22 protein-coding genes are annotated in these 25,189 nt (G+C 69.0%); 13 read left to right on the top strand and 9 right to left on the bottom strand.

What is annotated here, in order from left to right; translation table 11 throughout:
- Positions 1 to 23 precede the first annotated feature (23 nt).
- Complete coding sequence (locus tag QMX81_RS08775; RefSeq protein WP_088435243.1) at positions 24 to 419, top strand: hypothetical protein; 396 nt, start codon at positions 24 to 26, stop codon at positions 417 to 419.
- 14 nt (positions 420 to 433) lie between these two features.
- On the opposite strand, the gene recD is transcribed toward QMX81_RS08775, so the two are convergent.
- From recD to recC, 3 genes are read right to left on the bottom strand one after another with little or no spacing between them, the layout of a single operon-like run.
- Positions 434 to 2,329: an exodeoxyribonuclease V subunit alpha gene (recD, locus tag QMX81_RS08770; RefSeq protein WP_282260663.1), complete on the bottom strand. Its 1,896-nt coding sequence runs from the start codon at positions 2,327 to 2,329 to the stop codon at positions 434 to 436.
- Complete coding sequence (recB, locus tag QMX81_RS08765) at positions 2,326 to 5,967, bottom strand: exodeoxyribonuclease V subunit beta (protein ID WP_282260661.1); 3,642 nt, start codon at positions 5,965 to 5,967, stop codon at positions 2,326 to 2,328. Before recB ends, recD begins: the two co-directional genes overlap by 4 nt.
- The gene (gene recC / locus QMX81_RS08760; RefSeq protein WP_282260659.1) at positions 5,964 to 9,311 is read right to left on the bottom strand and encodes an exodeoxyribonuclease V subunit gamma; all 3,348 of its coding nucleotides are present in this window, start codon (positions 9,309 to 9,311) and stop codon (positions 5,964 to 5,966) included. Before recC ends, recB begins: the two co-directional genes overlap by 4 nt.
- 224 nt (positions 9,312 to 9,535) lie before the next feature.
- On the opposite strand from recC, the gene QMX81_RS08755 reads away from it, so the two are divergent.
- The 6 genes from QMX81_RS08755 to QMX81_RS08730 all read left to right on the top strand — a co-directional run bounded on the left by QMX81_RS08755 (position 9,536) and on the right by QMX81_RS08730 (position 13,645).
- Positions 9,536 to 10,324, top strand: a complete 789-nt coding sequence (locus tag QMX81_RS08755; protein ID WP_019183992.1) for an ATP-binding cassette domain-containing protein — start codon at positions 9,536 to 9,538, stop codon at positions 10,322 to 10,324.
- Positions 10,324 to 11,073 (top strand): MlaE family lipid ABC transporter permease subunit, encoded by a 750-nt coding sequence (locus QMX81_RS08750; RefSeq protein WP_019183993.1) that lies wholly within the window; start codon positions 10,324 to 10,326, stop codon positions 11,071 to 11,073. Before QMX81_RS08755 ends, QMX81_RS08750 begins: the two co-directional genes overlap by 1 nt.
- 81 nt (positions 11,074 to 11,154) lie before the next feature.
- Positions 11,155 to 11,682, top strand: coding sequence for an outer membrane lipid asymmetry maintenance protein MlaD (mlaD, locus tag QMX81_RS08745; protein ID WP_019183994.1), 528 nt, complete (start codon positions 11,155 to 11,157; stop codon positions 11,680 to 11,682).
- A complete protein-coding gene (locus QMX81_RS08740; protein ID WP_121043669.1) occupies positions 11,679 to 12,341 on the top strand; it encodes an ABC transporter substrate-binding protein in 663 nt (220 codons plus the stop codon). Before mlaD ends, QMX81_RS08740 begins: the two co-directional genes overlap by 4 nt.
- Entirely contained in the window at positions 12,331 to 12,642 is a 312-nt protein-coding gene (locus tag QMX81_RS08735) for an STAS domain-containing protein (protein WP_282260646.1), read from the top strand. Before QMX81_RS08740 ends, QMX81_RS08735 begins: the two co-directional genes overlap by 11 nt.
- A gap of 1 nt (position 12,643) precedes the next feature.
- Positions 12,644 to 13,645 carry a VacJ family lipoprotein gene (locus QMX81_RS08730; protein ID WP_282260643.1) on the top strand — a complete coding sequence of 334 codons (1,002 nt, stop codon included), beginning with the start codon at positions 12,644 to 12,646 and terminating at the stop codon, positions 13,643 to 13,645.
- Between the two features lie 57 nt (positions 13,646 to 13,702).
- Here QMX81_RS08730 and QMX81_RS08725 read toward each other — a convergent pair whose 3' ends face one another.
- The 4 genes from QMX81_RS08725 to QMX81_RS08710 form a co-directional block, all read right to left on the bottom strand.
- Complete coding sequence (locus QMX81_RS08725) at positions 13,703 to 14,263, bottom strand: glutathione peroxidase (RefSeq protein ID WP_088435249.1); 561 nt, start codon at positions 14,261 to 14,263, stop codon at positions 13,703 to 13,705.
- 56 nt (positions 14,264 to 14,319) lie between these two features.
- The gene (locus tag QMX81_RS08720; protein ID WP_282260640.1) at positions 14,320 to 14,667 is read right to left on the bottom strand and encodes a hypothetical protein; all 348 of its coding nucleotides are present in this window, start codon (positions 14,665 to 14,667) and stop codon (positions 14,320 to 14,322) included.
- Positions 14,668 to 14,752: 85 nt separating this feature from the next.
- Complete coding sequence (gene rmuC / locus QMX81_RS08715; protein WP_282260638.1) at positions 14,753 to 16,336, bottom strand: DNA recombination protein RmuC; 1,584 nt, start codon at positions 16,334 to 16,336, stop codon at positions 14,753 to 14,755.
- 37 nt (positions 16,337 to 16,373) lie between these two features.
- Entirely contained in the window at positions 16,374 to 17,381 is a 1,008-nt protein-coding gene (locus QMX81_RS08710; protein ID WP_123730931.1) for a zinc-binding alcohol dehydrogenase family protein, read from the bottom strand.
- Between the two features lie 90 nt (positions 17,382 to 17,471).
- Between QMX81_RS08710 and QMX81_RS08705 the strand changes: the two genes are divergently transcribed.
- The 3 genes from QMX81_RS08705 to QMX81_RS08695 all read left to right on the top strand — a co-directional run bounded on the left by QMX81_RS08705 (position 17,472) and on the right by QMX81_RS08695 (position 19,624).
- Positions 17,472 to 18,395, top strand: a complete 924-nt coding sequence (locus QMX81_RS08705) for a LysR family transcriptional regulator (RefSeq protein ID WP_259260750.1) — start codon at positions 17,472 to 17,474, stop codon at positions 18,393 to 18,395.
- Between the two features lie 60 nt (positions 18,396 to 18,455).
- Positions 18,456 to 19,082 (top strand): leucine efflux protein LeuE, encoded by a 627-nt coding sequence (gene leuE, locus QMX81_RS08700; RefSeq protein ID WP_259260749.1) that lies wholly within the window; start codon positions 18,456 to 18,458, stop codon positions 19,080 to 19,082.
- Positions 19,083 to 19,267: 185 nt separating this feature from the next.
- A complete protein-coding gene (locus QMX81_RS08695) occupies positions 19,268 to 19,624 on the top strand; it encodes a hypothetical protein (protein ID WP_282260630.1) in 357 nt (118 codons plus the stop codon).
- A 10-nt stretch (positions 19,625 to 19,634) separates the two neighbouring features.
- On the opposite strand, the gene QMX81_RS08690 is transcribed toward QMX81_RS08695, so the two are convergent.
- Entirely contained in the window at positions 19,635 to 20,534 is a 900-nt protein-coding gene (locus QMX81_RS08690; RefSeq protein WP_282260628.1) for a LysR family transcriptional regulator, read from the bottom strand.
- Between the two features lie 100 nt (positions 20,535 to 20,634).
- Here QMX81_RS08690 and QMX81_RS08685 point away from each other — a divergent pair, with 100 nt between their 5' ends.
- The 3 genes from QMX81_RS08685 to QMX81_RS08675 all read left to right on the top strand — a co-directional run bounded on the left by QMX81_RS08685 (position 20,635) and on the right by QMX81_RS08675 (position 23,700).
- Positions 20,635 to 21,630, top strand: coding sequence for an aldo/keto reductase (locus QMX81_RS08685; RefSeq protein WP_259260747.1), 996 nt, complete (start codon positions 20,635 to 20,637; stop codon positions 21,628 to 21,630).
- Positions 21,631 to 21,730: 100 nt separating this feature from the next.
- Positions 21,731 to 22,141, top strand: a complete 411-nt coding sequence (locus QMX81_RS08680; protein ID WP_259260746.1) for a hypothetical protein — start codon at positions 21,731 to 21,733, stop codon at positions 22,139 to 22,141.
- A 146-nt stretch (positions 22,142 to 22,287) separates the two neighbouring features.
- On the top strand, positions 22,288 to 23,700 hold the full coding sequence (locus QMX81_RS08675) for an amino acid permease (protein WP_282260621.1): 1,413 nt from the start codon (positions 22,288 to 22,290) through the stop codon (positions 23,698 to 23,700).
- A 126-nt stretch (positions 23,701 to 23,826) separates the two neighbouring features.
- Here the strand turns inward: QMX81_RS08675 and QMX81_RS08670 are convergent, their stop codons facing one another.
- Complete coding sequence (locus QMX81_RS08670) at positions 23,827 to 25,080, bottom strand: dipeptidase (RefSeq protein ID WP_259260744.1); 1,254 nt, start codon at positions 25,078 to 25,080, stop codon at positions 23,827 to 23,829.
- Positions 25,081 to 25,189 lie beyond the last annotated feature (109 nt).

Genomic DNA, 25,189 nt, shown 5'->3' with positions numbered 1-25,189 from the left:
CGCATGGATCAAGGTGATTTCCGATGAGTTACGACCTGATGGTGTTCGACCCCGCCGTCGCCCCGCGCGAGGCCGAGGCCTTCCTGCAGTGGTACGACGCGCAGACCGAATGGAACGAGACGCACGACTACGACGACCCCAAGGTGTCGGTGCCGGCGCTTCAGGCGTTCTTCGCCGCGCTCGCCGAGCACTACCCGCCGATGGACGGCCCGCTGTCCGATGAGGAAGATGACCGCCCGGAAGTGACCGATTACAGTATCGGCCAGCACGTGGTCTATGCCTCGTTCGATGACGAGGTGGCCGAGAACGCGCACGGCCTGGTGCAGGTGCTGGCCAACACCCACCAGCTGGGCTTCTTCGATGTCAGCGGTGACGGTGCCATCGTGTTCCCCGATGGCACCGTGGTGATTCCGGAGTAAAACCGGACGCGGGGCTAGAACAACTGCCCCTGGGCCGGCGCCGTCACGACGGCGTCGGCTACTGCGTCGCCCTGGCCGCCCTGCAGGCGCGCCGCCAGGCCCGACAAACGGCTGGCATGCCGCGCCAACGCGGCCTCCAACACTTCCGCACTGCCGAGCACGTGCAGCGACTGCCGCGCACGGGTCATACCCGTGTAGATCAGCTCGCGCGACAGCACGCGGTTGTCGCGCCGCGGCAGCTGCAGCCAGACCTCATCGAACTCCGAACCCTGCGCCTTGTGCACGGTCATCGCGAACGCACTCTCATGTGCGGGCAACGCACCCGGGTGGAAGCCGCGCGGCTGGTCCGGCGTCTCGCCGGGGAACCACGCGGTCACGCTGCCATGCCGGTCAATCTGGCAGATGCCGATGTCGCCGTTGAACAGGCGGTGCCGGTAGCTGTTTTCAGTGATCAGCAGCAGCCGACCGTGGAAATAGCCCGGCGCCATGCCCGGCCGCGGCACACCGGCCAGCAGTGCTTCGATGCGCGCGTTGAGCCCGCGTGCACCCTGTGGGCCTTCGCGCACGGCGGTAAGCAGGCGGATGCGGCCGGCATTGGCCAGCGCCTGACCGGGATCGGCGGCTTCGCCGAGGCCACGCCAATGCCCGAGCAGGTGCTCGCGATGATGCTGCAGCGGGTCGCTCTGGTCCTCGTGGAAGTGCACACCGGCCAGCGTGCCCACGCGTAACAGGGCAAGTGCGGTGGCACTGTTGCCCTCGCGCACGGCATGCGCCAGCGGCGCCAGATCGAGCGCGTCGGTCTGCCGGTAGCCGCGCTGCAGCTGCACGCGCCGGCCCGCGAACCGGCGTGGCGGTGCCAGCGGTTGCAGCGCGTCGGGCGCGAGCAGCGCGCGTAATGCCTGCGCGTCGTCGGCCTGCGTGCCCAGCCCATCGCCACTGGCACGCAGGATCGCACTGAGCACATCGCCGGCTTCCACCGAGGGCAGCTGATCCGGATCGCCGAGCAGCACCAGCCGGCTGCCATCGGCGACCGCCTCGACCAGCTTGGTCATCAACGGCAGATCGATCATCGAGGCCTCGTCCACCACCACCACGTCATACGGCAGCGGGTTGTCGGCGTGATGGCGGAAGCGCGGCGAATCGGGGATCACCCCAAGCAGGCGATGCAGGGTAGTGCCGGTGCTCGGCATCGCATCACACAGGGCCGGCGCGATGCCGACCAGCCGCAGCCGCTGCACGGCCAGGCGCAGGCTCTCGGCCATGCGTTCGGCGGCACGGCCGGTCGGCGCGGCCAGCGCGACCCGTGGCAATGCCTGGTCCGCCTGCACCGCCTGTGCGGCCAGCAGTACCAGCAGCCGCGCGATGGTGGTGGTCTTGCCGGTGCCGGGGCCGCCGGTCACCAGCACCAGCGGATGGCACAGGGCGACGGCCGCCGCACGGGCCTGGTGATCCATCCCCTCGCGCGCCTGCGGGAACAGCTGGCCGAACAGCGTGGCCAAGGTACCGGGATCGGCCTCGGCCAGCGGATGCGTGGCGATGCGTTGCAGGCCCGCGGCAAGCCGCCGCTCGTATTCGCGGTAGCGGCGCAGATAGAGCAGCCCGTTCTCCAACACCAGCGGTGCATCGCCGGAGACCGCGTCATCTGCATCCGGCACCTCCACCCACGGCGAGCTGCGCAGCTGCGCCAACCAACCCTCGGGCGCGGGCCACTCGATCTCGGCATCGATCAGCCGCTGCGGCTGGCTCGGATCCAGGCCGGCATGGCCTTCCGAGACCGCCAGCGACGCCAGTGCAGCACCGAGCAGCACCGCCTCGGGCGTGTCCGGGCGCAGCCGGCGCAGGCTTTGCGCCAGCGCGTGATCGAGTGTGCGCAGCGCATTGCCGCGGTACAGCGTGGTGAGCAGGCTCATGCGTCCCCCCGTGCGCGGGCGGCCATGCGGGCCTGGGCGTGTTCGCCACCGGCGAACAGCGCATCCAGCGCATCCACGAGGGCCGGATCGAAGCGATGCGCATACAGGCCGGGGCTGTCCTCGCGGCCGGCGTCCAGGCCGCGGCAGAACAGGTAGCGGATGCCGCCCATGTCGCGCGTGTAATCGTACTGCGCGCCCAGCCGGAAGCGCAGCCAGCGGTGCAGCGCCACGGTGTAGATCAGTGCCTGCAGGTCGTATTCGCTGTGTTGCATGGCGCTGGCCAGCCGGGCTGCGTCGTAGCCGGGCAGGCGATTGGATTTGTAATCAAGCACGTACCAGCGGTCCGCGCGCACGTAGGTGAGGTCGATCTTGCCGGTCATCAGGCCTTCCAGCCGCCGGCGTGTGCCGAAGCCATGGCGGTCACGCACCAGTCCGTGCGCGTGCAGCAGGCTCAGCAGCGCTGGAACGGCGGTCGGCTGCATCGCGAAGTGGAACTCGATCTCGGCACGGCGTGCATCGGCCGGCAGGTCGTGCAGTGCGCCGCCTTCCGGCAGGGGCACGGTCAAGGTCTGGCCGACCAGCGCGGTCAACATGGCCACGCCATCGTCCAGATCTTCCTCGGCATAGCCTTCGGCGCGCAGCGAAGCACGCAGGACCTCGGCGTCCTCGCCGGGTGCCGGCTGCCCGGCCTGCCAGCCGCCCCACAGCGCGAAATCGGTGTTCTCCAGCGCATCGTGCAGCACATTGCCAAAGCGGCTGCCCATGAAACGCGGGTCGATCTCGTCGCTGGCCACGGCCGGTTGCTCGGCGTCCAGGGTGAGGTCCACGCCGGCCGGTTCGTCGGCCGCGGGGGCCGGCACTTCGGTCGCGGCGGCATCGGTGTCGTGGCCGGCGTCGGCATGCGCCAGCTGGGTGAAGCTGTACACCCACCAATCGTGCGGCACGCGGCGGGTGAGCGCGCGTACCGGCGGCAGTTCGCCCTCGCGTTCGAAGGCGAGCTGTGCCGGCCGGGTCTCCACCGGGCCTTCGATCACGGCGATGTCCGGGTGGTCACGCAGGGCGGCCATGTTGGACAGCATCGGTGCCAGGCGGGTCTTCGCCAGGCCGGCCAGATCACCCGCGGCGATCCACAGCGCGTGCTCGGCGCGGGTCAACCCGACGTAGAGCAGGCGCGCGTCTTCGGCCTCCTGTTCCTGCGCGCTGCGCGTGCTGGCCGCGCTCCAGCTGTCGTCCTTGTCCAGCTTCCAGTGCAGTTCACGGCGGCCATTGGCGTACACCGTGCAGTTGGCCTCGGTGTTCGGCGCGCCACCCCCGATGCCCACGAACGGCAGGAACACCAGCGGATACTCCAGGCCTTTGCTCTTGTGCAGGGTGATGATCTGCACGCGGCGCGCATCCGATTCCAGGCGCAGCAGCTGCTGTTCGTCGTTCTGGTCGGCGTGCGCCATCTGCACCTGCAGCCAGTCGAGCAGGCCGTGCATGCCCAGCGTCTGCCCGGCCGCCTGCTGCAGCAGTTCGCCCAGCTGCAGGTAGTTGGTCAAGCGGCGCTCGCCATCGAGCAGGCCGAGCAGGCGCTCGGCGTGCTCGGCACACAGATCGGCGATCACCGCGAACGGGCCGCCGCGCTGCCAGCGCTCACGCCATTCCAGCAGTCGCACCTGGAACGAGCGTTGTGCATCCCCTTCACGCTCCAGCGCATCGATCGCCTCGGCATCTTCGCCAAGCAACACGGTCGACAGCGCCGCGCGCAGCCGTCCTTCATCGGCCGGTTGCAGCAGGGCCAGCAACAGCAGGCGCAGGTCGTGCGCTTCGGGTGTGGCGTACAGGCTCTGCTTGCCCGCGGCGACGGCGGGAATACCCACCGCACCGAGCGCCTGCTGGATGCGCGTGGCCTCCTTGTGCGAGCGCACCAGGACCGCGATGTCGCCGGGTTGTACCGGCACGTCGCGCAGCAGCGCGCGCCCTTGCCGGGCCTCACTGAGGATCTGGTGGATCGCGGCCACGCAGGCGTCGCTGGCCTGCTGGCGCGAGGGATCGGCCTTGAGATCGCCGGCCTCGGTGTTGTGCAGCACGCGCACGGTCAAGCCGGGTGCGGGAATCCCGTCGCGCAGGAAATCCGCATCCACGCGGGTGCTGCCGGGGTGCACCGGCTCGAAGGCGATGTCGGCTTCGAGGAAGGCGCGTTCGCCGGCATTGGCGTACAGCGCTTCGGTCGCGTGCAGCACCGCCGGGCGCGAGCGGAAGTTTCGGTCCAGCGCGGGCGCGGCATCGGCCTGCCGCTTGGCCTTGAGGTAGGTGTGGATATCGCCGCCGCGGAAACCGTAGATCGCCTGCTTGGGATCGCCGATCAGGAACAATGCCGGTGCCAGGCCGGCCTCGCGAGTCTCCTCCGACTCGCCGAACACGCGCTGGAAGATGCCCCACTGGCGGTCGTCGGTATCCTGGAACTCGTCCACCAGCGCGATCGCGTACTGCGCGCGCAGCTGCTGCACCAGGGTGGCGCGGTGCGGGCCGTCGAGTGCATCGGCGACACCGTCGATCAGGTCATCGTAGGTCTGCACGCGGCCGATCCGCTTGAGCTCGGCCAGGCGCGCACGCGCTTCATCGCGCAGGTCATGCAGAAACGCGGTGGCCTGCTGGCGCAGCCACTGCTCGCGCGCGTCGGCGGCGTGCCACCAGCGTTGCAGTGCATCGAACAGCGGCGAGACCGGGCACTGGCCGTCCATGCCGTCCTTGCAGAAGGCCAGCAGCTGCACCGGCAGCAGCTTGCCGAGGTGGCTCTTGTCACCGCGCGGCCAGTGCTGCGCGCTGCGGCCGGCAAACAGCTCGCCGAAGGCCTTGTCGAAGCTGGGCCGTTTGGCACGGCGACCGTCGAAGACCTTGCGATCGAAGGCGGTGGCGATCTGCGCCTGCGCGTCTTCGGCGTGGGTCTCGATGGCGTCGGCCAGCGCGGCCGCGGCGAGCCGCAGCTGCGGCGCGGGGTCGTCGAAGGTGTGGGTCGGTCGCGCCGGCAGCAACGGCAACGGCTTGATCAGCGTGGTGAGATCGCCGGCCAGCGCCTCGGGCGAGGACCACAGCCAGGTCAGCGCATCGACCGTGGCCGCGTCGTTGGCATGCACGCGCCACAGGTCGGCGGCGAGTTCCTCGTGCAGCGCGCGTTCGCTCGGCAGCAGGGTCGGCGGATCGAAGGTGTGTCCGCTCTCCAGGGCATGCTCACGCAGCACGCGGGTGCAGAAGCCATGGATGGTGAAGATCGAGGCGAGGTCGATTTCGTCGGCCGCGGTCTGCAGCCGGCGCGCCAGCGCGGCCGGTGTTTCTTCGCCGAGGGCGAGCTGGCGGTGCAGGATCGCCCGGGTCAGGACGACCTCCGGGCTGTCCTGTTCGCTCGGTGCGCGCTCGACCAGCTGTGCGGCCAAGGCAAGGCGCTCGCGGATGCGCTTGCGCAGTTCCTGCGTCGCGGCATCGGTGAAGGTGACCGCCAGGATCTGGCCGATGCGCCAGCCCTTCTCCACCACCAGCCGGGTGAACAGCGTGGCCAGGGTGAAGGTCTTGCCGGTACCGGCGCTGGCCTCGATCAGGCGCACGCCCTCCAGCGGCAGCGCCAGATAGGGATCGTTGAGCAGGTCGTGGTCGATCATCGCAGGGCTCCTTCCTCGTCAAAGCCCGGGAATACCCGGCCTTCGCGCACCGCGGTAAACACCACGAAGCTGTTGTGCAGCACGTGTCGGTAGCTGTCCGCGCTGGCGAACGGATCATGGCCACGCAGCGCGAGCTGGTAGCCCGCGCCGGTGGATTCGCCCCAGGTCCGGTCGCTGCCATGCCACTTGGCGCGGCCTTCGGCTTCGCGCTTGGCCTCGGCGGCGGTGTACAGCACCCAGCCGGTGGACGGGCCGTACAACAGCGGCGCGCGCAGCCCTTCGCTGCGCAGCTGCAGCAGGCGGCGCAGCACCTCGTGCGCACGTTCGGCCTCCAGCGGCGGCAGCGTGTGCGGGCCGAGCCCGTCATCGCCCGCGTCGTGGAACTGGACCAGCGGCTGTGGGTCGCCGGCGGCGTTGGCGAGCAGCCAGTCCAGGCCCTGGCGGATCGCGGCGCGGCCATTGAGCGGGCCCGGGCGCAGGCGCACCAGGCCATGCGGATGCAGGCCGTCGACTCGGCCGTGCAGACGCACCCCGTCGATATCCACTTCGTAGCGGCGGCTGCCGGCAGCGGTACCGGCCTGCCACTGCGCCAGCGCCTGTGCGTAGGGTTCGGTCTGCGCCTGCAGCAGCGCGAACTGACGCTCCCCCAGTGCACCGGAGGGCAGCAGCGCACGCGCGCGCAGCCGGGGGTACAACGGCGCGGCATCCTCGTCGAGGGTGGCCTCGATCACCGCCTGCTGCAGCAGTACGGTATCGCCACCGCGCGCCGCCATCACCAGCGGCTCCACATCCTCGGCGTTGTCCACGTCGTCGGGCAGACGCAGGCCGAGCCGTTGCGAGAGGAACTGGCTGGCCGGATCGGTGAGGAAGCGACGCAGCGCATCCACGCTCAGTTCCGCCTCGCCCACCACGCTCTCCATCGGCGGCAGCGGCCGAGCGAACCACGGCGCCAGCGCGCGCCGTGCGCCGCCAAGCGAGCCGGCGGCCGGGTGCCATTGCTGGCGGTAGCTGAAACGTCGCGGTTCCTCACCGCCCCCGAACGCAGCCGGGGCGAACGGCTGCAGCGAGTGCCGCACGGTCATCCGCTTGGCGGCCGCGGGCGGCTCCAGGTGGTACTCGGCGGCGGCATCGATCAGCTCGCTGACCAGCACCGACGGTTCGCGCACGCTGCCATCGCGCGGATCGGCGCCCAGGTAGCTCAGGTAGAACACGTCCTGCGCCGAGGCGAACAGCTGCAGGAACAGGAAGCGGTCGTCCTCGCGCAGCGAGCGGTCGCCATGCCGGCGCTTGTCGGTGCCCAGTTCGGCGGTGAGCTGGTTGAGCCCCGCAGCCGGGTCGCGGCGCGGGAAATCGCCATCGTTCAGCCCGAGCACGCAGATCACCCGGAACGGCAGCAGGCGCATCGGCACCATCCGCCCGAAGCTGACGCCGCCGGTCAGCAGCGGCGCACGCGTATCGGCCTGCGCAAGCACCCCGGCGAAATGCGCGCGCAGCACCTCCGGCGGCACGTCGCCCTCGAAGCCGGCGGTGTCGGCGTCACGGGCGAACTCGTTGATCAGTTTGCGCAGCCGCTCCAGCGCGCGCTGGCTGTTGGCGGCCTGCGGTGGCTCCGGCAGCAGCGCATCGAGCAGCGCCAGCAGACGCTGCCGCCACTGGCCAGGCGACATCGCCTCTCCCAACGCCTTCTGGTAGCGCGCCAGCACCCGCAGCAGGCCGAGCAGGCGGTCCAGCGCATCCAGTGCGCTGCCTTCCAGCTCCGGCCACGGCGCGACCCCGGCGATATCGCCGTCGCTGCCGCTGGCATGGCCGAGCAGCAGGCGATCAAGTGCGAACTGCCAGGTGAAGGCATCATCGACCGGGGCCTGGTGCTGGCCGCGATGGGTCGCATCCAGCCCCCAGCGCGCGCCGGCGGCCTGCAGCCAGTCGTGCAGGCGGTCGAACGCCGCCGCATCCAGACCGGCCGCTTCGGCCAGCGGCGCGCTGGCGAGCAGATCAAGTACTTCGTTCAAGCCGAAGCGCGAGACCGGCAACCCGAGCAGGTGCACGAACACATCGGCCAGTGGCTCACCCGCCAGCGGGCTGGTGTCGGCCAGCGCATAGGGAATGTGGTCATCGCCGCCGCCGCGCCCGCCGAACACCGCTTCCAGGTAGGGCACGTAGGGATCGATGTCCGGCGCCAGCACCGCGATCTCGCGCGCCTGCAGCGGCGGATCGAAGCGCGGGTCCTGGAGCAGGCCGCGCAGCTGGTCGTGCAGCACCTGCAGTTCGCGCAGGCGGGTATGGCAGGCATGCACCTGAAGGCTGGGGTCGTCGTAGCGCAGCGCCTCGCGCAGAGGCCCGGCGGGCTGCCCGCGGCGGTGGAACAGGTCGCGCTGCAGGCGATGCAGCAGGCTGTCGGACAGGCCGCCGGCGTCCATGTCCGGGCGCGCGTCCTCTTCGGGATCATCGTAGGCGGCGATCTCACCGGAGGGGTGCACGACCTCGTAGCTGCCCAGCACCGCCATGAAGTCGCGGCCCGCCGCGCCCCAGGCCTGCAGCAGGCGGTTCTCGCCGGCCGCCTCGCCGAACGGATCGGGCGCGCCGCTGCGCAGCTTCTCGCCCAGGGTCTGCAGATCGCCCCAGTAGGCCTGGGTCGGTGTGGGCAGATAGAAGTGCATCGTGCCGACCCGCGCCTGGGTGGCCATCACCCGCAGCACGTCCGGGGAGATGTTGAGCGTGGCGAAGGCGAACACCCGCGCCGGCAGGCCCTGCGGCAGCGGTTGGCCAGCGCCCTCGAAACGGGCGAGATAGGCATCGATGCGGCGCGCACGGTACTGCTTGCCGCTGGCGATATGCCGCCACAGGATCGCCTGCGGGTCGTTCGGTGCCGCGCCGGCCTCCCAACGCAGCAGCCAATCGCGGCGCCAGGCCTGGTACTTCTCGAACACCGAGGCCAGCTCGGCGGCCAGCGCCCACGGCTTGAGCGGATCGGCCGCGGACAGATACGCCTGCAGGGCCGCCATCGGCGGCTGCGCCATCAGCACCGGGTCACGCAGCGCGGCGTACAGCCTCCAGCGCAGGCCCTCGGCATTGAGATCGTCATGTTCGCCGGGCACGTTGGCGTTGAGGGCGCGGGCGACCAGCTCACCGGGGGTGAGGAACTCCAGGTTGGCGGCAATGCCATACTCGGCCGCCAGGGTCGATTGCAGCCAGCGGCGCATCGCGACCTGCGGGATCAGGACCACCTCCGGCACCAGGATCGATTGGCCCGGCACGGGCGTGCGCAGCGTCGTGGCCAGCAGGGCGGCCAGCACATCGAGCGAGTTGGAGTGGTACAGGCGGAAGTCTGAAGCGGCGTCGGTCATCGCAGGAGTGTGCCGCAGCCCGCGCACGAACGCAGCGCTGGCCGGTGTCCGGACGCGGAAAAGCCCGTGGCCGATACCGGCCCGACACGCTGTGTTGCAGCCCACGGCCTGGTTGCCGGGGCGCTGCCCTCACCTGCCCGTGCGACAATACTGCACGGTGCAGTTCGGTTATGTTCAGCCGTTCACCACGATCTTACAACGTTGGAATTTTGTTAATGGCGCTCATGACGGTTTCCGAAGAGAGTCTGGTGCAGTTGTCCAACGTCCGCATAGACCGCGGCGGACGTACGATCCTGCGCGACGTTTCGCTGACCGTTCCGCGCGGCAGCATCACGGCCGTGCTCGGCCCGTCGGGCAGTGGCAAGTCCACCCTGCTGGCCGCGTTGACCGGTGAGCTGCGGCCGGTTGCCGGCGAGGTCACCCTGTTCGGCCAGCCCATCCCGACCGGCGCACGCGCGCTGTTGGAGATGCGCAAGAGCGTGGGCGTGCTGCTGCAGGGCAACGGCCTGCTGACCGACCTGACCGTGGCCGAGAATGTGGCGCTGCCGCTGCGCACCCACACCCGCCTGCCCAAGCCCGTATTGCGCCGCCTGGTGCAGATGAAGCTGCATGCGGTCGGCCTGCTGGCCGCTGCCGATGCCTGGCCGCGCGAGCTGTCCGGCGGCATGGCGCGCCGTGTGGCCCTGGCCCGCGCGCTGGCACTGGACCCGCCGCTGATGATCTACGACGAGCCGCTGACCGGGCTGGATCCGATCGCCTCGGGCGTGATCATGAGCCTGATCCAGCGCCTCAACCACAGCCTAGGGCTGACCAGCATCATCGTCAGCCACCACGTGCACGAGACCCTGCCGATCTGCGACCAGGTGATCGCGATCGCCAACGGCGGCATCGTGTTCCAGGGCAGCCCGGCCGCGCTCGAATCCAGCCAGGACCCGCTGCTGCGGCAGTTCCTGCATGGTGAGCCGGACGGCCCGATCCCGTTTGATGCCGCACCGCGTGCGAGGGTTGCCTGATGCCGTTCGTTGACGCCACCCGCTCGCTCGGTCGCGCCGGCCTGTTCTCGCTGACGGTGCTGCGCGGCTCGCTGCCGACCGCCGATTTCCTGGCCGAGCTGACCCGCGAGATCTACAAGATCGGTGCACGTTCGCTGCCGATCATCGCCGTGGGCGGTGCCTTCGTGGGCCTGGTGCTGACCCTGCAGGGCTACCGCACGCTGACCACCTTCGGTGCCGCCGATGCCTTGTCCACGCTGCTCGGCCTGTCGCTGTACCGCGAACTGGCCCCGGTGCTGACCGCGCTGCTGTTCATCGGCCGCGCCGGCAGCTCGATCGCCGCCGAGCTGGGCCTGATGCGGGCCACCGACCAGATCAAGGCCCTGGAGCTGATGGCGATCGACCCGGTCGCCAAGGTCGTTGCCCCGCGCTTCTGGGCGGCGGTACTGACCGTGCCGCTGCTGACCGGCATCTTCTGTTCACTGGCGATCAGTGCCAGCTACTTCGAGGCCGTGCACGTGCTCGGCCTGGACAATGGCGTGTTCTGGTCGGCGCTGAGCAACAGCGTGGACTTCTGGGACGACTTCGGCGTGGCGATGCTGAAGTCGGCGATCTTCGGCGGCACGGCGGCCCTGGTGGCCTCCTATGTCGGTTTCCATGCCGAACCCACCATCGAAGGCACCTCGGTCGCCACCACGCGTGCGGTGGTCAACGCCTCGCTGCTGGTGCTGGTCTTCAACTTCGTGCTGTCCGCCATGATGTTCCAGTAGGTACCGACCGTGGGTCGGTACGCAAAGACTTCCCGCCCGGACACCTGTCCAGGCACCTGACAAAGAACAGTGAGATATCCCATGGCCATCCGCGGTCCCAGACTCGAATTTTCCGTCGGCGCGTTCCTGCTGCTGGCGCTGGCCTCGCTGCTGGTGCTGGCCGTGGCCTCCACCAATCAACGGTGGGGCACCGGTGGCAGCGGCTACGAACTCAAGGCGCGCTTCACCCAGATCGGCCAGCTGCGCAAGCAGGCCCCGGTCAAGATCGGCGGCGTCACCATCGGCCAGGTCTCGGGCATCGAACTGGATCCCCAGAAGTTCGACTCGATCGTGACCCTCAAGCTCGACGGCAAGTTCAAGGATCTGCCCGCCGACACCTCGGCCGGCATCTTCACCAGCGGTTTGCTCGGCGAGAGCTATATCGGACTGCAGCCGGGCGGAGATCCGGACGTACTCAAGTCCGGCGACGAGATCGTCTTCACCCAGCCGGCGGTGGACCTGCTGCAGCTGGTCGGCAAGTACATGTTCAGCGGTCCGGCCAACACCGGTGGCGCTGACTCCCACGATGGCAACGGCGCGCCCGCGCCTGCAACGGAACCGCAACCATGAAAAAGACCCTGATCCCGGCACTGCTGGCCTCGGCCCTGCTCGCCGCCACGCCCTCGCTCTCCTTCGCCCAGGCCGCCCCGGCGGCCGCTGCCGCCCAGCAGGGCCAGGCCAGCAAGGCCGTGATGGACGCCAGCACCCGCATCCTGACCTCGCTGCAGCAGCGCCGCACCGAGTTCCGGGCCAACCCGGCCGTGCTGCGTGACTTCATCAACAGCGAGCTCAACAAGACCTTCGACCGTGACTACGCCGCCCGCCTCGTGCTGGGCGTGCACGGCCGCGGCGCCTCCGATGCCGACGTCAAGCTGTTCGCCGATGCGATGGCCGACAACCTGATGCAGCGCTACGGCTCGGCCCTGCTCGAGATCCAGGGCAAGCCGACCTTCCGCCTGAAAACCGAGTCGCCGCTGCCGGGCAACCGTGGCGTGCGCGTGTCCACCGAGCTGATCCGCGCCGGCAGCGAGCCGACCCCGGTCGACTACCTGATGCGCAACGTCAACGGCCAGTGGAAGATCTTCGATGTGATGATCGAAGGCATCTCCTACGTGCAGACCTTCAAGACCCAGTTCGACGCCCCGCTGCGCCAGAAGTCGATCCAGCAGGTCGCCACCGAACTGCGCAACGGCAGCATGCAGGCCGGGCAGGCCCCGCGTGGCAAGTAACAGCGCCAGCGTGCAGCGCAACGGCACCTCGCTGGTGTTCAGCGGGGCGCTCGACCGCGCGGCGGTGACGGCTCTGTGGCCCTCGCTGACCGCGCTGGACGGCGTGCAGCAGGTGGATCTGGCGGCGGTGAGCCGGCTCGACAGCGCCGGTCTGGCGCTGCTGGCCGAGCTGGCCGCACGCCTGCGTGCAGACGGGACCCCACCGACGATCGTCGGCAGCCCGGACGGTTTTACCGACCTCAGTGCCGCCTACCGGTTGGCACCCACCCTGGATTTCCATGCCCTTTCTGCGGCGAGCTGACATGAACGTCATACGCACCCTCCCCCTCCTCGTGCTGGCGCTGGCCTTGAGCGCCTGTGCCGGCAAACCCGCACGCGACAGCGCACCGGTCAGCGTCGAGGTCGCCCCCGTGACGGCACCGACGACCGCGACGGCCGACGCCGATGCCGTACCGGCCGATATCGTCGCCGACACGACGCCCCCCGCTGCGCAGGCCGGCGCCGACCCGGCCACCGCGCCAGTCAGTGGCGGCACCGCACCGACCAATGCCGAGGACGATTTTGCCGCGCTGTATGGTGGCCCGGCCCCGACCGCGGAGGGCAGTGAAGGCGGCAGTACGGCCTACGATCCCTGGGAACCCTTCAACCGCAAGGTGCACAGTTTCAACAACGTGGTCGACCGCGCCGTGGCACGACCGCTTGCTACTGCTTACACGCGCGTGGTTCCGCGTTTTGCGCGTACCGGTGTCACCAACTTCTTCAGCAACCTGCGCGCGCCGGTGACGATCACCAACCAGCTGCTGCAGGGCCGTCCGGATGATGCTTGGGACAGCCTGGGTCGTTTCCTGATGAACTCCACGTTGGGCCTGGGTGGCTTGTTCGATCCGGCCAGCAAGGCGATGGTGCCGCGACGCAGCGAGGACTTCGGCCAGACCCTGGGTGCCTGGGGCTGGCGCGGCTCGCGCTATGTGGAGCTGCCGTTCTTCGGCCCGCGGACGGTGCGCGACGTGTTCGGTCTAGCGGGCGACATTCCGCTCTCGCCGATCCGTACCATTGAAGAAGACAAGATTCGTATCGGTCTTCAGGGTCTGCAGCTGGTGGACATGCGATCGCAGTTGATGGCGCTGGATGACATCCGCGACAACGCCGTGGACGAGTACGCCCTCACCCGCGATGCGTGGCTGCAACGTCGCAACTACCAGATCGAGAACGACCTGCGTGGCAAGCACGCGCGCGGCAAGGACGCCGATGACACCGCGCCGATCCCGGTCGATGCGATGCCGATGCCGAACTGGGGTAACTGATCCCCCACGAAAAAGCCCCGCCGAAGCGGGGCTTTTTTTTGTTTCCGGGTCCGCCGATCAGGCCGCCAGCGCGGCGTCGATCGCGGCCACCAGGCGGGCATCGTCAGCCGGCACGTCCGGGGCGAAGCGTGCGATGACCTGGCCGTCGCGGCCGATCAGGAACTTCTCGAAGTTCCACAGCACGCCCGGGGCGGCATTGACCACCAGCTCCGGATACTTGGCCACGGCGCCCTGCAGCTTCTCGCGCATCGGGCCTTCGCCGGTGGCGGCCGGCTGTGCGGCGGTCAGCTGCTGGTACAGCGGATGGGTGTCCTCACCGGCGACGCTGATCTTGGCGAACATCGGGAAGCTGACGTTGTATTCCAGCTGGCAGAACTGCTGGATGTCCGCTTCACTGCCCGGCTCCTGGGCCAGGAAGTTGTTGGCCGGGAAGCCCAGCACTTCCAGGCCGGCGGCCTGCTTGTCGGCGTACAGCGCCTGCAGGCCTTCGTACTGCGGGGTCAGGCCGCACTTGGAGGCGACGTTGACGACCAGCAGCACCTTGCCGCGGTAGTCGGCCAGCGAAGTCGGCTGACCTTCGATGGTGGTCACGGGGATGTCGTAGACGGTCTGGCTCACGGCAGGTTCCTTGCGTTGGATCAGGGGAGGCACAGCATAGCCGTGCCGTGGGGCGGTCAGTCGACGCAGATCGTGCCCATCGCCACACCGCCATCGATGCGCTGGCGGCAGCCGAAGTTCTGGCTGACATCGCGCTGGCAGACGCCACGCGCGGCCGTTCCCGGTGCGGCATCGCCGGTGGCCAGGCACTGGCCGGTGCAGTCGGCCTTGGCGCTGCAGGCCTTGCCGGCATCGGCGTAGGGCACCACGCACTGCACGCGCTGCAGGCGACCCAGCGGCTGCAGGCTGCCACCGGCGGCGGTGCATTCGGCGGCGCTGGGCGTGGCGGCGGTGGTATCGGCAGGCGGTGTGCTGCTGCACCCGGCCAGGGCGAACAGGAGGGACAGCATCAGGGTCAGACGCATGGGCGGTTCCTTGAAAGGTTGAAGACGGCAGGGAAAAGACGTGCCGCGCAGCATGCGCGATCACCTGCATGCACGGCGTCGGCGTTCACTCCTGCGCGGGGCTGGTCTCGTCGCCGGCCACGTCCTCGTCCTCGCCGCTCATGTCGCCGAGCAGGTCCTGGGTCTGTTCACTGCCCAGCGTTTCCACGCTGCGCAGGCGGCGCTCGATGGTGCGCGTCTTGCGGCTGGCTTCGCCGAGGCTGCGGCCAACCGTGGTGATCTGCTTCTCGGCTTTTTCCAGGATGCCGGCAAACTTGCCGAACTCGCTCTTGACCGCACCGAGCAGGCCCCACACTTCGCTGGAGCGCTGTTCGATGGCCAGCGTGCGGAAGCCCATCTGCAGGCTGTTGAGCAACGCGGTGACGGTGGTCGGGCCCGCCACCACCACGCGATGGTCGCGCTGCAGCAGGTCGATCAGGCCAGGGCGGCGGATCACTTCGGCGTACAGGCTTTCAGTGGGCAGGAACATCACCGCGAAATCGGTGGTGTGCGGCGGGGCGATGTACTTGTCGCAGATCGATTTGGCCTGGATGCGGATCGCGCGCTCGAGCTGCGCGCCCTGCACGCGCACACCCTCGACGTCGCCCTGCTCCTGCGCATCGAGCAGGCGCTCGTAATCCTCGCGCGGGAACTTGGAATCGATCGGCAGCCACACCGGCGTGTCTTCATGGCCGCGGCCCGGCAGGCGCACCGCGATATCGACGATCTCGTTGCTGTCCGGGCGTACCTTGACGCCGCGCGCGTACTGCTCCTGGGTGAGCGTCTGCTCGAGGATGTTGTCCAGCTGCACTTCACCCCAGCTGCCGCGGTTCTTGACGTTGGTCAGCACGCGCTTGAGGTCGCCCACGCCGGTGGCCAGCTGCTGCATCTCGCCGAGCCCGCGCTGGACCTGCTCCAGCCGCTCGGAGACCAGCTGGAACGAAGCGCCCAGCCGCGTTTCCAGGGTGGTCTGCAGCTTCTCGTCCACGGTCACCCGCATCTGGTCGAGCTTCTCGGCGTTGTCGCTCTGCAGGCTCTTGAGCTGCTGCTCGAGCGTGGCGCGCATCTCGCCGATACGCTGCTCGTTGCGCTGGGTCATCTCCTGCAGGCGCAGGCCCAGCGATTCACCCAGGCGCAGCTGGGACTGACCGGTTTCCTCACGGCCCAGGCGCGCGTCTTCGGCCAGGGCCTGGCGCAACGCGGCCATGTGGCTGTCGGTACGCGTGGTCAGTTCCACCAGCTGCTGGCCGAACGCTTCGATGCGCGCCTGCTGCTGTTGCCCGAACGCTTCCAGCTGCGCACGCACTTCCTGCATGCGCAGGGCCAGCAGGTCGCCGGTGCGCTGCTGGCTGAGCGTGCTTTCCTCGCGTGCCTTGCGCGCGTCTTCACCGAGCGCATCGCGCAGCAGGTCCAGGCGCTGGTCGGTGCGGGTGGACAGATCGGTCAGCGCGCGCGCGAAACTTTCCAGCCGGGCATCCTGCTGGCGGCCCAGGCCTTCGAGCTGCTCGCGCAGTTCGCTGCGGCCGACCCGCGCTTCCTCGCGCAGGGTCTGTTCAAGGTCGCCATGGCCGGAACGCCGCAGCAGCGCGAGCAGCTGCAGCACGAGGACGGCACACACCAGGCCGCCAAGGATCAGAGATTCGGTTTGCATGCGCCAAGTGTAGGCCGCGGCGGTCTCATTGGCTGCGTCAGAACCCTTCGAGCACGAGCTTGCCGCGCGCGCGGTGGCTCTCGATCAGGGCATGCGCCTGGCGCAGGTTGGCAGCGTTGATGCGGCCGTAGTGTTCGCCGAGCGTGGTGCGCAGCACGCCGGCATCGATCAGCGCGGCGACGCGCTCGAGCAGCTCATGCTGGCGCTGCACATCGGGCGTGTTGAAACTGGAGCGGGTGAACATCGATTCCCAGTGCAGGGACAGGCTCTTGCGCTTGAGCGCCATCACATCGAGCTGGCCGGGATCGTCGATCAGCGCCAGCTGACCCTGCGGCGCGAGCACCGCGACGATCTGGTCGTAGTGCTGGTCGGTATGGGTCAGGCTGGCCACATGGCTGACCTCGGCGATGCCCAGGCGCTGCAGGCCTTCGCTCAGCGGCTGGGTGTGGTCGATCACATGGTGCGCGCCCAGCGCGTAGACCCAGTCCTGGGTATCCGGGCGCGAGGCGGTGCCGATCACCGTCAGGCGGGTCAGCTGGCGGGCCAGCTGGACCAGGATCGAGCCGACGCCACCGGCGGCGCCGATCACCAACAGGGTCTGGCCTTCGCCGCCGTTCTCGGCGATCCGCAGGCGGTCGAACAGCAGTTCCCAGGCGGTGATCGCCGTCAGCGGCAACGCCGCGGCGGCGGCGTCATCCAGGCTGGCCGGCTTGTGGCCGACGATGCGCTCGTCCACCAGCTGGTATTCGGCGTTGCTGCCGGCACGGCCGATCGCACCCGCATAGAAGACCGCGTCGCCGGGCTGGAACAGCGTCACCTCATCGCCCACCGCATCCACGATGCCGACCGCGTCGAAGCCCAGCACGCGTGGCTCGGTGACCGCCACGCCGGTGCGGACCTTGGTATCGACCGGGTTCACCGAGATCGCGCGGACCTCGACCCGCAGGTCGCGCGGGCCGGGGGTGGGGATCGGCAGGGTGATGTCCACCAGCGCGGCGGGGTCGCTGATCGGCAGGCCATGCTGGGTATAGGCGACGGCTTTCATCGGGGGAGATCCAGTGGGGAAGACGGACAGCCTGCGCTTCACGGCGGGGTGGAGAAAGGCGCAAAATCGGGCAGCACTTTCACAGCAGGAATGAAAATGGTCCGGTTCGATGACCTCGCCCTGTTCGTCCGCACCGCCGCGCTGGGCAGCTTTTCCAACGCCGCGCGCGAGGCCGATCTGCTGCCCGGCCAGGTTGCTGCGGCGGTGGCGCGGCTGGAACGCGAGCTGGACCTGCGCCTGTTCGTGCGCTCCACCCGCAGCCTGCGCCTGACTGCCGAGGGCGCGCTGTACCTGCCCTATGCGCAGGAGGTGCTGGCCGCGCTGCGCGAGGGCGAGGCCCGGGTGCGTGGCGAGGATGCCGAACTGCGCGGCACGCTGCAGGTGGCCGCACCCTCGGATCTGGGCCGCAACCTGCTGCTGCCATGGCTGACCGAGTTCCGCGCCGCGCATCCGAAGCTGCAGCTGCGCCTGCAGGTGTCCGACCAGGTTGCCGATGTGTTCCGCGACCCGGTCGACATCGCCTTCCGCCTGGGCCGCTTCGACAACGCCAGCTATGTCGCCCTGCCGCTGCTGCCCGGCAATCGCCGGGTACTGGCCGCGTCACCGGATTACCTGGCCCGGCACGGTGCGCCGGACAGCCTGGAGGCGCTGAAGGAGCACCACTGCCTGCTCTATCAACTCGCTGGGCGGGCCTACGACCGCTGGAGCTTCGAGGCCGACGGCCGGCGCACGGTGATCCCGGTGCGCGGCAACATGGTCTGCGACGATGCCGACGTGGTCCGCCGCTGGGCAGTGGCAGGGGAAGGCATCGTCTTCAAGTCGTGGCTGGATATCTGCGCCGATGTGCAGGCCGGGCGCCTGCAGGTGCTGCTGGGCGGGGCCGGCGACAGCCTGCCGTTGAACCTGGTGTGCCCGCACCGCAAGCAGTTCTCGCCGGCGATCCGGCAGCTGCATGCGATATTCGCGCAACGGCTGCAGCCGCTGCTTGCCGGGTTGCCGGCCGGCGCGCGCTGACGCTATCGCCCGGCGCGCGGCTGCCGGACAATGCCCCTCCCCCGTAGTCGAGTCACCGCCATGCCGTGGATGGGCATCCAGGATCTGTGGACCTTTGTTGCTGCTGTGCTGGTGTTCCTGGCACTGCCGGGCCCGGGCACCTTCACCCTGCTCACCGCCACCGGCCGTGGCGGCGTGCGCGGCGGGTACACGGCGCTGTTCGGCCTGCTGCTGGGCGACCAGATCCTGATGTGGCTGGCGGTGGCCGGTGTGGCGGCGCTGCTCAAGGCCAACCCGCTGGTGTTCCACGCGGTGCAATACCTCGGCGCGGGGTACCTGGTGTGGATCGGCATCGGCCTGTTGCGCCAGCCGCGCGCCCAGGGCGAGGAAGGTGGCATCCGCCTCACGCCGGGCCACTACTTCCGCCAGGCGGTGCTGATCAACCTGCTCAACCCGAAGGCGATCATCTTCTACATGGCCTTCCTGCCGTTGTTCATCGATCCGGCACGGCACCAGGGTGTGGTGACGTTTGCGACCATGGCGCTGATCATCTTCGTCATGGGGCTGGCTTACTGCTCGGTGCTGATCGGGGTGGGCAACCTGCTGCGCCGTCGGATTCTGCAGCACCCGCGTGTCGGGCTTTGGCTGAGGCGCGTGGCGGGGGTGTTCCTGGTCGGGTTCGGTGTGCGGCTGGGCGTGAGCGGCTGAGCCCTTGCACGCAAGCGTGGTGCACGACGACAGCGCGCGTCGCGTTCGGCCGCGGATAGGCAGCATCATCGCGACGCTCGGTTTTCATTCAAACATTGAGATTCCCCTGCGTACCGGCGAGGTGTCCAATCGGCGCCATCGTCCAACGTCGCCTCACCGGCGCGTGCACAACACTGCGGGGACCCATGCCGGCACCTGTCTACTTCGTGCAGCACCTGAGCGGTCATGACGAGCGCCTGCTCGGCATGCACACCCGGCGCATCGATCTGGCCCATCCAGCCGTGACCCGCATCGTCGCGGGGCTTCAGCCGCTGGACCGGATCGATCTGCGTGCGTGCCTGTTCGACTGCCACGCCAGCCTGGTGCTTGGGCTGCGCCATCGCATCGCCGAGGCCGAAGCGGCGGCGCAGGGCTGGCGTCTGTTCGATGCCGACGGCGTGTTGTGCTGCAAGCGCTTCCCCGGGGATGCGCAGGTGATCTATCCACAGGGCCATCCACCGCAGGCAGACTGGGCACGCGCCCTGCTGCCGGGCACCGGCTGAGCCGCACGCGTCAGTGCCGCATCGCCTCACGCAGATGGTCGATGAACACCCGCAGCTTGGGTGCCATCTGCTCGCGTGCCGGGTAGTAGAGGTGGAAACCGGCGAACGGCTGCTGCCAGTCCTGCAGCACGCACTGCAGCCGGCCGGCCGCCACATCGCCGGCGTACAGCGCCTCGAACCCCTGGGCCAGGCCCATGCCCCGGGTGACAGCGGCATGGATCAGCCCGGCGTCGTTGAACACCAGCCGGCCCGCGACCTCGACCTCGAAATCGCGCCCCTCGCCGGTGAACTCCCACGCCATCCGCCGTCCGGTGCTGAGCCGGTGCACGATGCACTCGTGCCCGACCAGGTCGGCCGGGGTCACGGGCACGCCATGCATGGCCAGATAATCCGGCGTGGCCACCACCACCTGGCGTTCCAGCGGCCCGATCGGCACTGCGATCATGCCGCGGGCCAGGCTTTCGCCCAAGCGGATCCCCGCGTCAAAGCCCCCAGCGACCAGATCGGTCAGCGCGGTCTCCACGAACAGCTCCACCTCGATCTGTGGATAACGCGCCAGGAAGCCGGGCAGGTGCGGCAGCACCAGCAGTTCGGCAGCGATCCTCGGCACGTTGATGCGCAGTTTGCCGGCGGGGACATCGCGCAGCTGGTCCAGGTCGTCGAACGCGGCATCGATCCGGGCCAGGCCCTCACGTACCTGCGCCAGGAAGCGCGCGCCCTGCTCGGTCAGGCCGACCCGGCGCGTGGTCCGTTGCAGCAGCCGCACGCCAAGGTGGGCCTCCAGCGCGCGCACCGTCTGCGAGAGCGCCGAGGGCGATACGCCCAGCTCGTCGGCGGCCCGGGTGAAGCTGGCATGGTGCGCGACGCGGGCGAAGGCAACCACGGCGGGCAGAGGATGCTGAGCGCTCATTGTGAAGGCTGGCTTCAAGGACGATGCAGGAGCAGCCAGTTTATCCACATAGTCCGCAGGAGGATGCTGGTCCTGTTCCTTCCCTTCCCCGGAGTACCGCATGCAGACCCGCACCCTTGGCCGTGATGGCCCCACCGTTTCCGCGCTCGGCCTGGGCTGCATGGGCATGAGCGCGTTCTATGGCGGCCGCGGCAGCGATGCCGACGCGATCGCGGTCATCCACCGCGCGCTGGAGCGCGGCGTCACCCTGCTCGACACCGCCGACATGTACGGTCCGCACACCAACGAGGTGCTGGTCGGCAAGGCGATCGCCGACCGCCGCGACCAGGTGTTCCTCGCCACCAAGTTCGGGATCAAGCTGGAGCCGAGCGATACCGCCGCGCGCAGCGTCGATGGCCGCCCGGAGTACGTGATCGCCGCCTGCGAGGCCAGCCTGCAGCGTCTCGGCGTGGACCACATCGACCTGTACTACCAGCACCGCGTGGACGGCACGGTGCCGATCGAAGACACCGTGGGGGCGATGGCGCGGTTGGTCGAACAGGGCAAGGTGCGCTTCCTCGGCCTCTCCGAAGCCTCGGCCGGCACGATCCGCCGCGCCCATGCGGTGCATCCGATCACCGCGGTGCAGACCGAGTACTCGCTGTGGTCGCGCGATCCGGAAGACAACGGTGTACTGGCGACGGTGCGCGAGCTCGGCATCGGCTTCGTGCCTTACTCGCCATTGGGCCGTGGCTTCCTGACCGGCGCGATCCGCAGCCCGGCCGATTTCGACGCCGATGACTACCGCCGCCAGTCGCCGCGCTTCCAGGGCGAGAACTTCGAGCGCAACCTGGCCCTGGTGGATGCGGTGACCGCAATGGCCGCGACCCAGGGCGTGACGCCCGGGCAGCTGGCCCTGGCCTGGGTGCTGGCGCAGGGCGAGGACCTGGTGCCGATCCCGGGCACCAAGCGGTTGGCCTATCTGGAAGAAAACCTCGGCGCGCTGCAGGTGCAGCTCAGTGCCGACGAACTGGCCCGGATCGATGCGATCTTCCCGGCCCATGCCGCCGCCGGCCCGCGCTATGCCCCTGCGGCCATGGCGACGTTGAACCGCTGATGTCCACCGGCCGGATCGGCATGTTCGATCCGGCCGACGCGTCGCTAACCCTGCGTGAGGAGGACAATGGCCCTCTTTCTCTTTGGATGGACCCTGCCCCATGCGCTGGCTCGCCCCGCTGTTGCTGCTGCTGGCCATCGCGCCGGCGCACGCCGATGAGATCCGCTGCCTGACCGGCGGCAGCCGCCAGCAGATCCACCTCGAATGGAAACTCCCCGAGGGCACCGCGGACGGTGAGCGGGTCAGCCATGTGCGTTACGCCGGCAAGACCGCGTGGCTGCGGCTGACCCTGGCCTCGCAGGAGAGCACGGTGCTGGCCGAAGACCGCCCGTGGCAGTTCGACACGGTGTGGGACGAGCACCTGGACGGCAAGGTCATTGGCCACTACGCGATCAGCACCCAAGGCGCGCGCATCTATGGCTTCTCCTACACCAACGCGCGCACCGGCCAGCAGACCGCCTTCGGCGAAGACTTCGAGGCGATCACCGACACCGGCTGCCACTGGGAATGAGCGTCCGGCCTTTGTGCCGCTTTCGTCACCTTCGCCTCAGTCATGCGGGCCGTGCAGCCGCTTACGACGCTTGGCAGTAGTAATGCTGCGCCGCGTTCGGTAAAACTCGCAGACTTGTCGTTCACAGTCATCCACCGCGAGGCCCCATGTCATTGCTCCGGCGCAAGTCCCTAGACACCGTCACCGTCCATGAAGCCGGCAGGCAACTGATCCCGACCCTGAGTTGGCCGCACCTGATCGCGCTGGGCATCGGCGCCATCGTCGGCACCGGCATCTACACCCTGATCGGTGTCGGCGCGAACCTGGCCGGCCCCGCGGTGCTGATTTCCTTCGCCATCGCCGGCGCGGTCTGCGCCTGCGCGGCCCTGTCCTACGCCGAACTGGCCACGATGATGCCGGCCGCCGGCAGCGCCTACACCTACAGCTACACCGCCCTGGGCGAGGTGGTGGCCTGGGTGGTCGGCTGGAGCCTGATCCTGGAGTACTCGCTGGTGGTGAGTACGGTCGCGGTCGGGTGGTCCGGCTACGCGGTCGGCTTCCTGCACGGCTTCGGGATCGACCTGCCCTTGATGCTGACCGCCGGCCCCCACGTGGAAGGCGGCTTCATCAACCTGCCGGCGGTGCTGATCACCTTCCTGGTCGCCGGCATGCTGATGGCCGGCACCAAGGAAAGCGCGACCCTCAACGCGGTGCTGGTGGTGATCAAGATCATCGCGCTGACCGTGTTCGTGGCCATTGCGATGCCGCACTTCGACACCAGCCACATGGAGCCGTTCATGCCGTTCGGCTTCGTCAAGTCGCTGGGCGCCGATGGCGTGGAACGCGGGGTGATGGCGGCCGCCGCGATCATCTTCTTCGCGTTCTACGGCTTCGATGCGATCTCCACCGCCGCTGAAGAAACCAAGAAGCCCGAGCGCGACCTGGCGATCGGCATCATCGGCTCGATGGTCGGTTGCACCATCATCTACGTGCTGGTGGCGCTGGCCGCCGTGGGTGCGATGAGCTACACGATCTTCGGCCAGAGCGCCGAGCCGCTGGCGCTGATCCTGCGCGAGCTGGGCAGCCCGGGCGCGGCCAAGTGGATCGGCGCAGCGGCGGTGATCGCGCTGCCGACCGTGCTGCTGGCCTTCCTGTACGGCCAGAGCCGCATCTTCTTCGTCATGTCGCGCGATGGCCTGCTGCCGCGTGGCCTGTCCAAGGTCAGCGCGCGCACCGGCACGCCGGTCGCCACCACGCTGTTCACCGCCGTGCTGGTTGCCGCGCTGGCCGGCGTGGCACGTCTGGACGAGATCGCCGCGCTGGCCAACGCGGGCACCTTGGCCGCGTTCACCGCGGTGGGCCTGTGCCTGGTGGTGCTGCGCAAGCGCGAGCCGAACCGCGTGCGCAAGTTCCGCACGCCGCTGGCCTACGTGGTCGGCCCGCTGGCGATGATCGGGTGCGTGTACCTGTTCTTCAGCCTGCCGAGCACGACCCAGCTGTACTTCCTGGGCTGGAACGTTCTGGGCCTGATCGCCTACTTCGCTTACGGGCGTCGTAATGCGGTGCTGGGCAAGCGCTGAGAGATCGCGCCGGCCACCGGGCCGGCGATGACCGGGTGTGGGAAAGGCAGGCCCTGGGCCTGCCTTTTTCTTTGCGGGCGCTGGTGAAGCCGCGCTGCCGGGCAGCGCGCGTGATGCCCCCTGTACTCAGGGCTTCGCGGCGGCGGCAACCTTGGCCGCGTGATCCTGCGCCTGCTGCATGACGCGCAGCAGATTGCCGCCCCAGATACCGGCGATCTGTTTCTCGCTGTAGCCCTTGCGCAGCAGCCACGCGGTGATCTTCGGCAGCTGGCTCACGTCGGGCAGATCGGCCAGGCCACCGCCGCCATCCCAGTCCAGCCCGATGCCCACGTGTTCGGGGCCGACCACGTTGAGGATGTGCTCGAAGTGGGCGAAGAAATCGTCGAGCGTGGCCTTGCGCAGCGCAATGCGCTGGTCGATCTCCTCCAGCCCCTTCTTCAGCGCGACGCCCTGCTGGATGCTCATGCCGTCGTAATCGGTGCCCAGCTGCGCCATCAGCGCCGTCTCGGCCGCCTTGCGCGCCTCGCTCTTGGCGGTGTCGATCAGATAGCCACCATAGGCGTTGACCTGGATCACGCCGCCGGCCTTGGCCAGCTGCTTCAGACGCGCATCATCGAGGTTGCGCGGATGGTTGTAGATCGCCTTGGCCGAGCTGTGCGAAAGCACGAACGGCACCGGCATGCGCTCGATCAGATCATCGAACACCGCATCGGCGGCATGCGACTGATCGATGACGATACCCAGCCGCACCGCTTCATCCACCAGCGCCTTGCCGGCCGGACTCAGGCCCTTCCACTCGGCACCCTTGGGATCGGTAGCCGAATCGGCGAACTCGTTGTTGGCGAAGTGCACCGTGCTGAGCAGGCGCAGGCCGGCCAGGTGGTAGTAGCTGAGCAACGTGGGGTCGTCGACCAGCGGGCTGGCGTTCTCCATGCTGATGTAGACCACGCGCTTGCCGGCGGCCTTGATGCGCGCGGCATCGGCGGCGGTCAGCGCGAGCTGGAAGGTGTCCGGATGCGCGGCGAGCATCTCGCGGATCTCGGTCAGCCGCAGCAGGCCGGCATCACGATCATGCTGGTGCGCCTGCGCGCTGCGGTCGCCCTGGTCGGTGTAGATCGCCCAGAAGCCGCCGTCGAGCGCGCCTTCGACCATGCGCGGGTAATCCACCTGCGACAGCGCGTTATGGTCGTGCCGCTGGGTGATGTCGAAGCCGTCGCGGTGGAAGTTGGCCGGCGTGTCGAGGTGGCTGTCCAAGGTCAGCAGCCGGTGCTGCAGCGTAGATGCCCTGGCCAGTTCCTGCGGGGTGAATTCGATCGCGTGGGCGGCCAGTGGCGTGCACAACGCCAGCGAAACCAGCAAAGACAGACTGCGCAACGTCATGACGCCTCACCTTGGATGGGAAGCGTCAGACCATAGCGCCGAGAGGACAACAAACGGTAGTGCCGGCCGCTGGCCGGCTCCCCGCGACCATCGGAGACCAGGAGGAGCC

Origin of the sequence: Stenotrophomonas sp. PS02301, assembly GCF_029959485.1 — a bacterium.
GTDB classification, from domain to species: Bacteria; Pseudomonadota; Gammaproteobacteria; order Xanthomonadales; family Xanthomonadaceae; genus Stenotrophomonas; species Stenotrophomonas maltophilia_Z.
The sequence above is the reverse complement of the archived record's forward strand: the minus strand, read 5'-3'. Positions and strand labels throughout refer to the sequence as shown.

Bases quoted from the DNA above. Each gene is read 5' to 3' on its own strand.
- QMX81_RS08775 (WP_088435243.1), top strand. From the start codon at position 24: ATGAGTTACGACCTGATGGTGTTCGACCCCGCCGTCGCCCCGCGCGAG.
- recD (WP_282260663.1), bottom strand. From the start codon at position 2,329: ATGAGCCTGCTCACCACGCTGTACCGCGGCAATGCGCTGCGCACACTC.
- recB (WP_282260661.1), bottom strand. From the start codon at position 5,967: ATGATCGACCACGACCTGCTCAACGATCCCTATCTGGCGCTGCCGCTG.
- recC (WP_282260659.1), bottom strand. From the start codon at position 9,311: ATGACCGACGCCGCTTCAGACTTCCGCCTGTACCACTCCAACTCGCTC.
- QMX81_RS08755 (WP_019183992.1), top strand. From the start codon at position 9,536: ATGACGGTTTCCGAAGAGAGTCTGGTGCAGTTGTCCAACGTCCGCATA.
- QMX81_RS08750 (WP_019183993.1), top strand. From the start codon at position 10,324: ATGCCGTTCGTTGACGCCACCCGCTCGCTCGGTCGCGCCGGCCTGTTC.
- mlaD (WP_019183994.1), top strand. From the start codon at position 11,155: ATGGCCATCCGCGGTCCCAGACTCGAATTTTCCGTCGGCGCGTTCCTG.
- QMX81_RS08740 (WP_121043669.1), top strand. From the start codon at position 11,679: ATGAAAAAGACCCTGATCCCGGCACTGCTGGCCTCGGCCCTGCTCGCC.
- QMX81_RS08730 (WP_282260643.1), top strand. From the start codon at position 12,644: ATGAACGTCATACGCACCCTCCCCCTCCTCGTGCTGGCGCTGGCCTTG.
- QMX81_RS08720 (WP_282260640.1), bottom strand. From the start codon at position 14,667: ATGCGTCTGACCCTGATGCTGTCCCTCCTGTTCGCCCTGGCCGGGTGC.
- rmuC (WP_282260638.1), bottom strand. From the start codon at position 16,336: ATGCAAACCGAATCTCTGATCCTTGGCGGCCTGGTGTGTGCCGTCCTC.
- QMX81_RS08710 (WP_123730931.1), bottom strand. From the start codon at position 17,381: ATGAAAGCCGTCGCCTATACCCAGCATGGCCTGCCGATCAGCGACCCC.
- QMX81_RS08705 (WP_259260750.1), top strand. From the start codon at position 17,472: ATGAAAATGGTCCGGTTCGATGACCTCGCCCTGTTCGTCCGCACCGCC.
- leuE (WP_259260749.1), top strand. From the start codon at position 18,456: ATGCCGTGGATGGGCATCCAGGATCTGTGGACCTTTGTTGCTGCTGTG.
- QMX81_RS08695 (WP_282260630.1), top strand. From the start codon at position 19,268: ATGCCGGCACCTGTCTACTTCGTGCAGCACCTGAGCGGTCATGACGAG.
- QMX81_RS08690 (WP_282260628.1), bottom strand. From the start codon at position 20,534: ATGAGCGCTCAGCATCCTCTGCCCGCCGTGGTTGCCTTCGCCCGCGTC.
- QMX81_RS08685 (WP_259260747.1), top strand. From the start codon at position 20,635: ATGCAGACCCGCACCCTTGGCCGTGATGGCCCCACCGTTTCCGCGCTC.
- QMX81_RS08680 (WP_259260746.1), top strand. From the start codon at position 21,731: ATGCGCTGGCTCGCCCCGCTGTTGCTGCTGCTGGCCATCGCGCCGGCG.
- QMX81_RS08675 (WP_282260621.1), top strand. From the start codon at position 22,288: ATGTCATTGCTCCGGCGCAAGTCCCTAGACACCGTCACCGTCCATGAA.
- QMX81_RS08670 (WP_259260744.1), bottom strand. From the start codon at position 25,080: ATGACGTTGCGCAGTCTGTCTTTGCTGGTTTCGCTGGCGTTGTGCACG.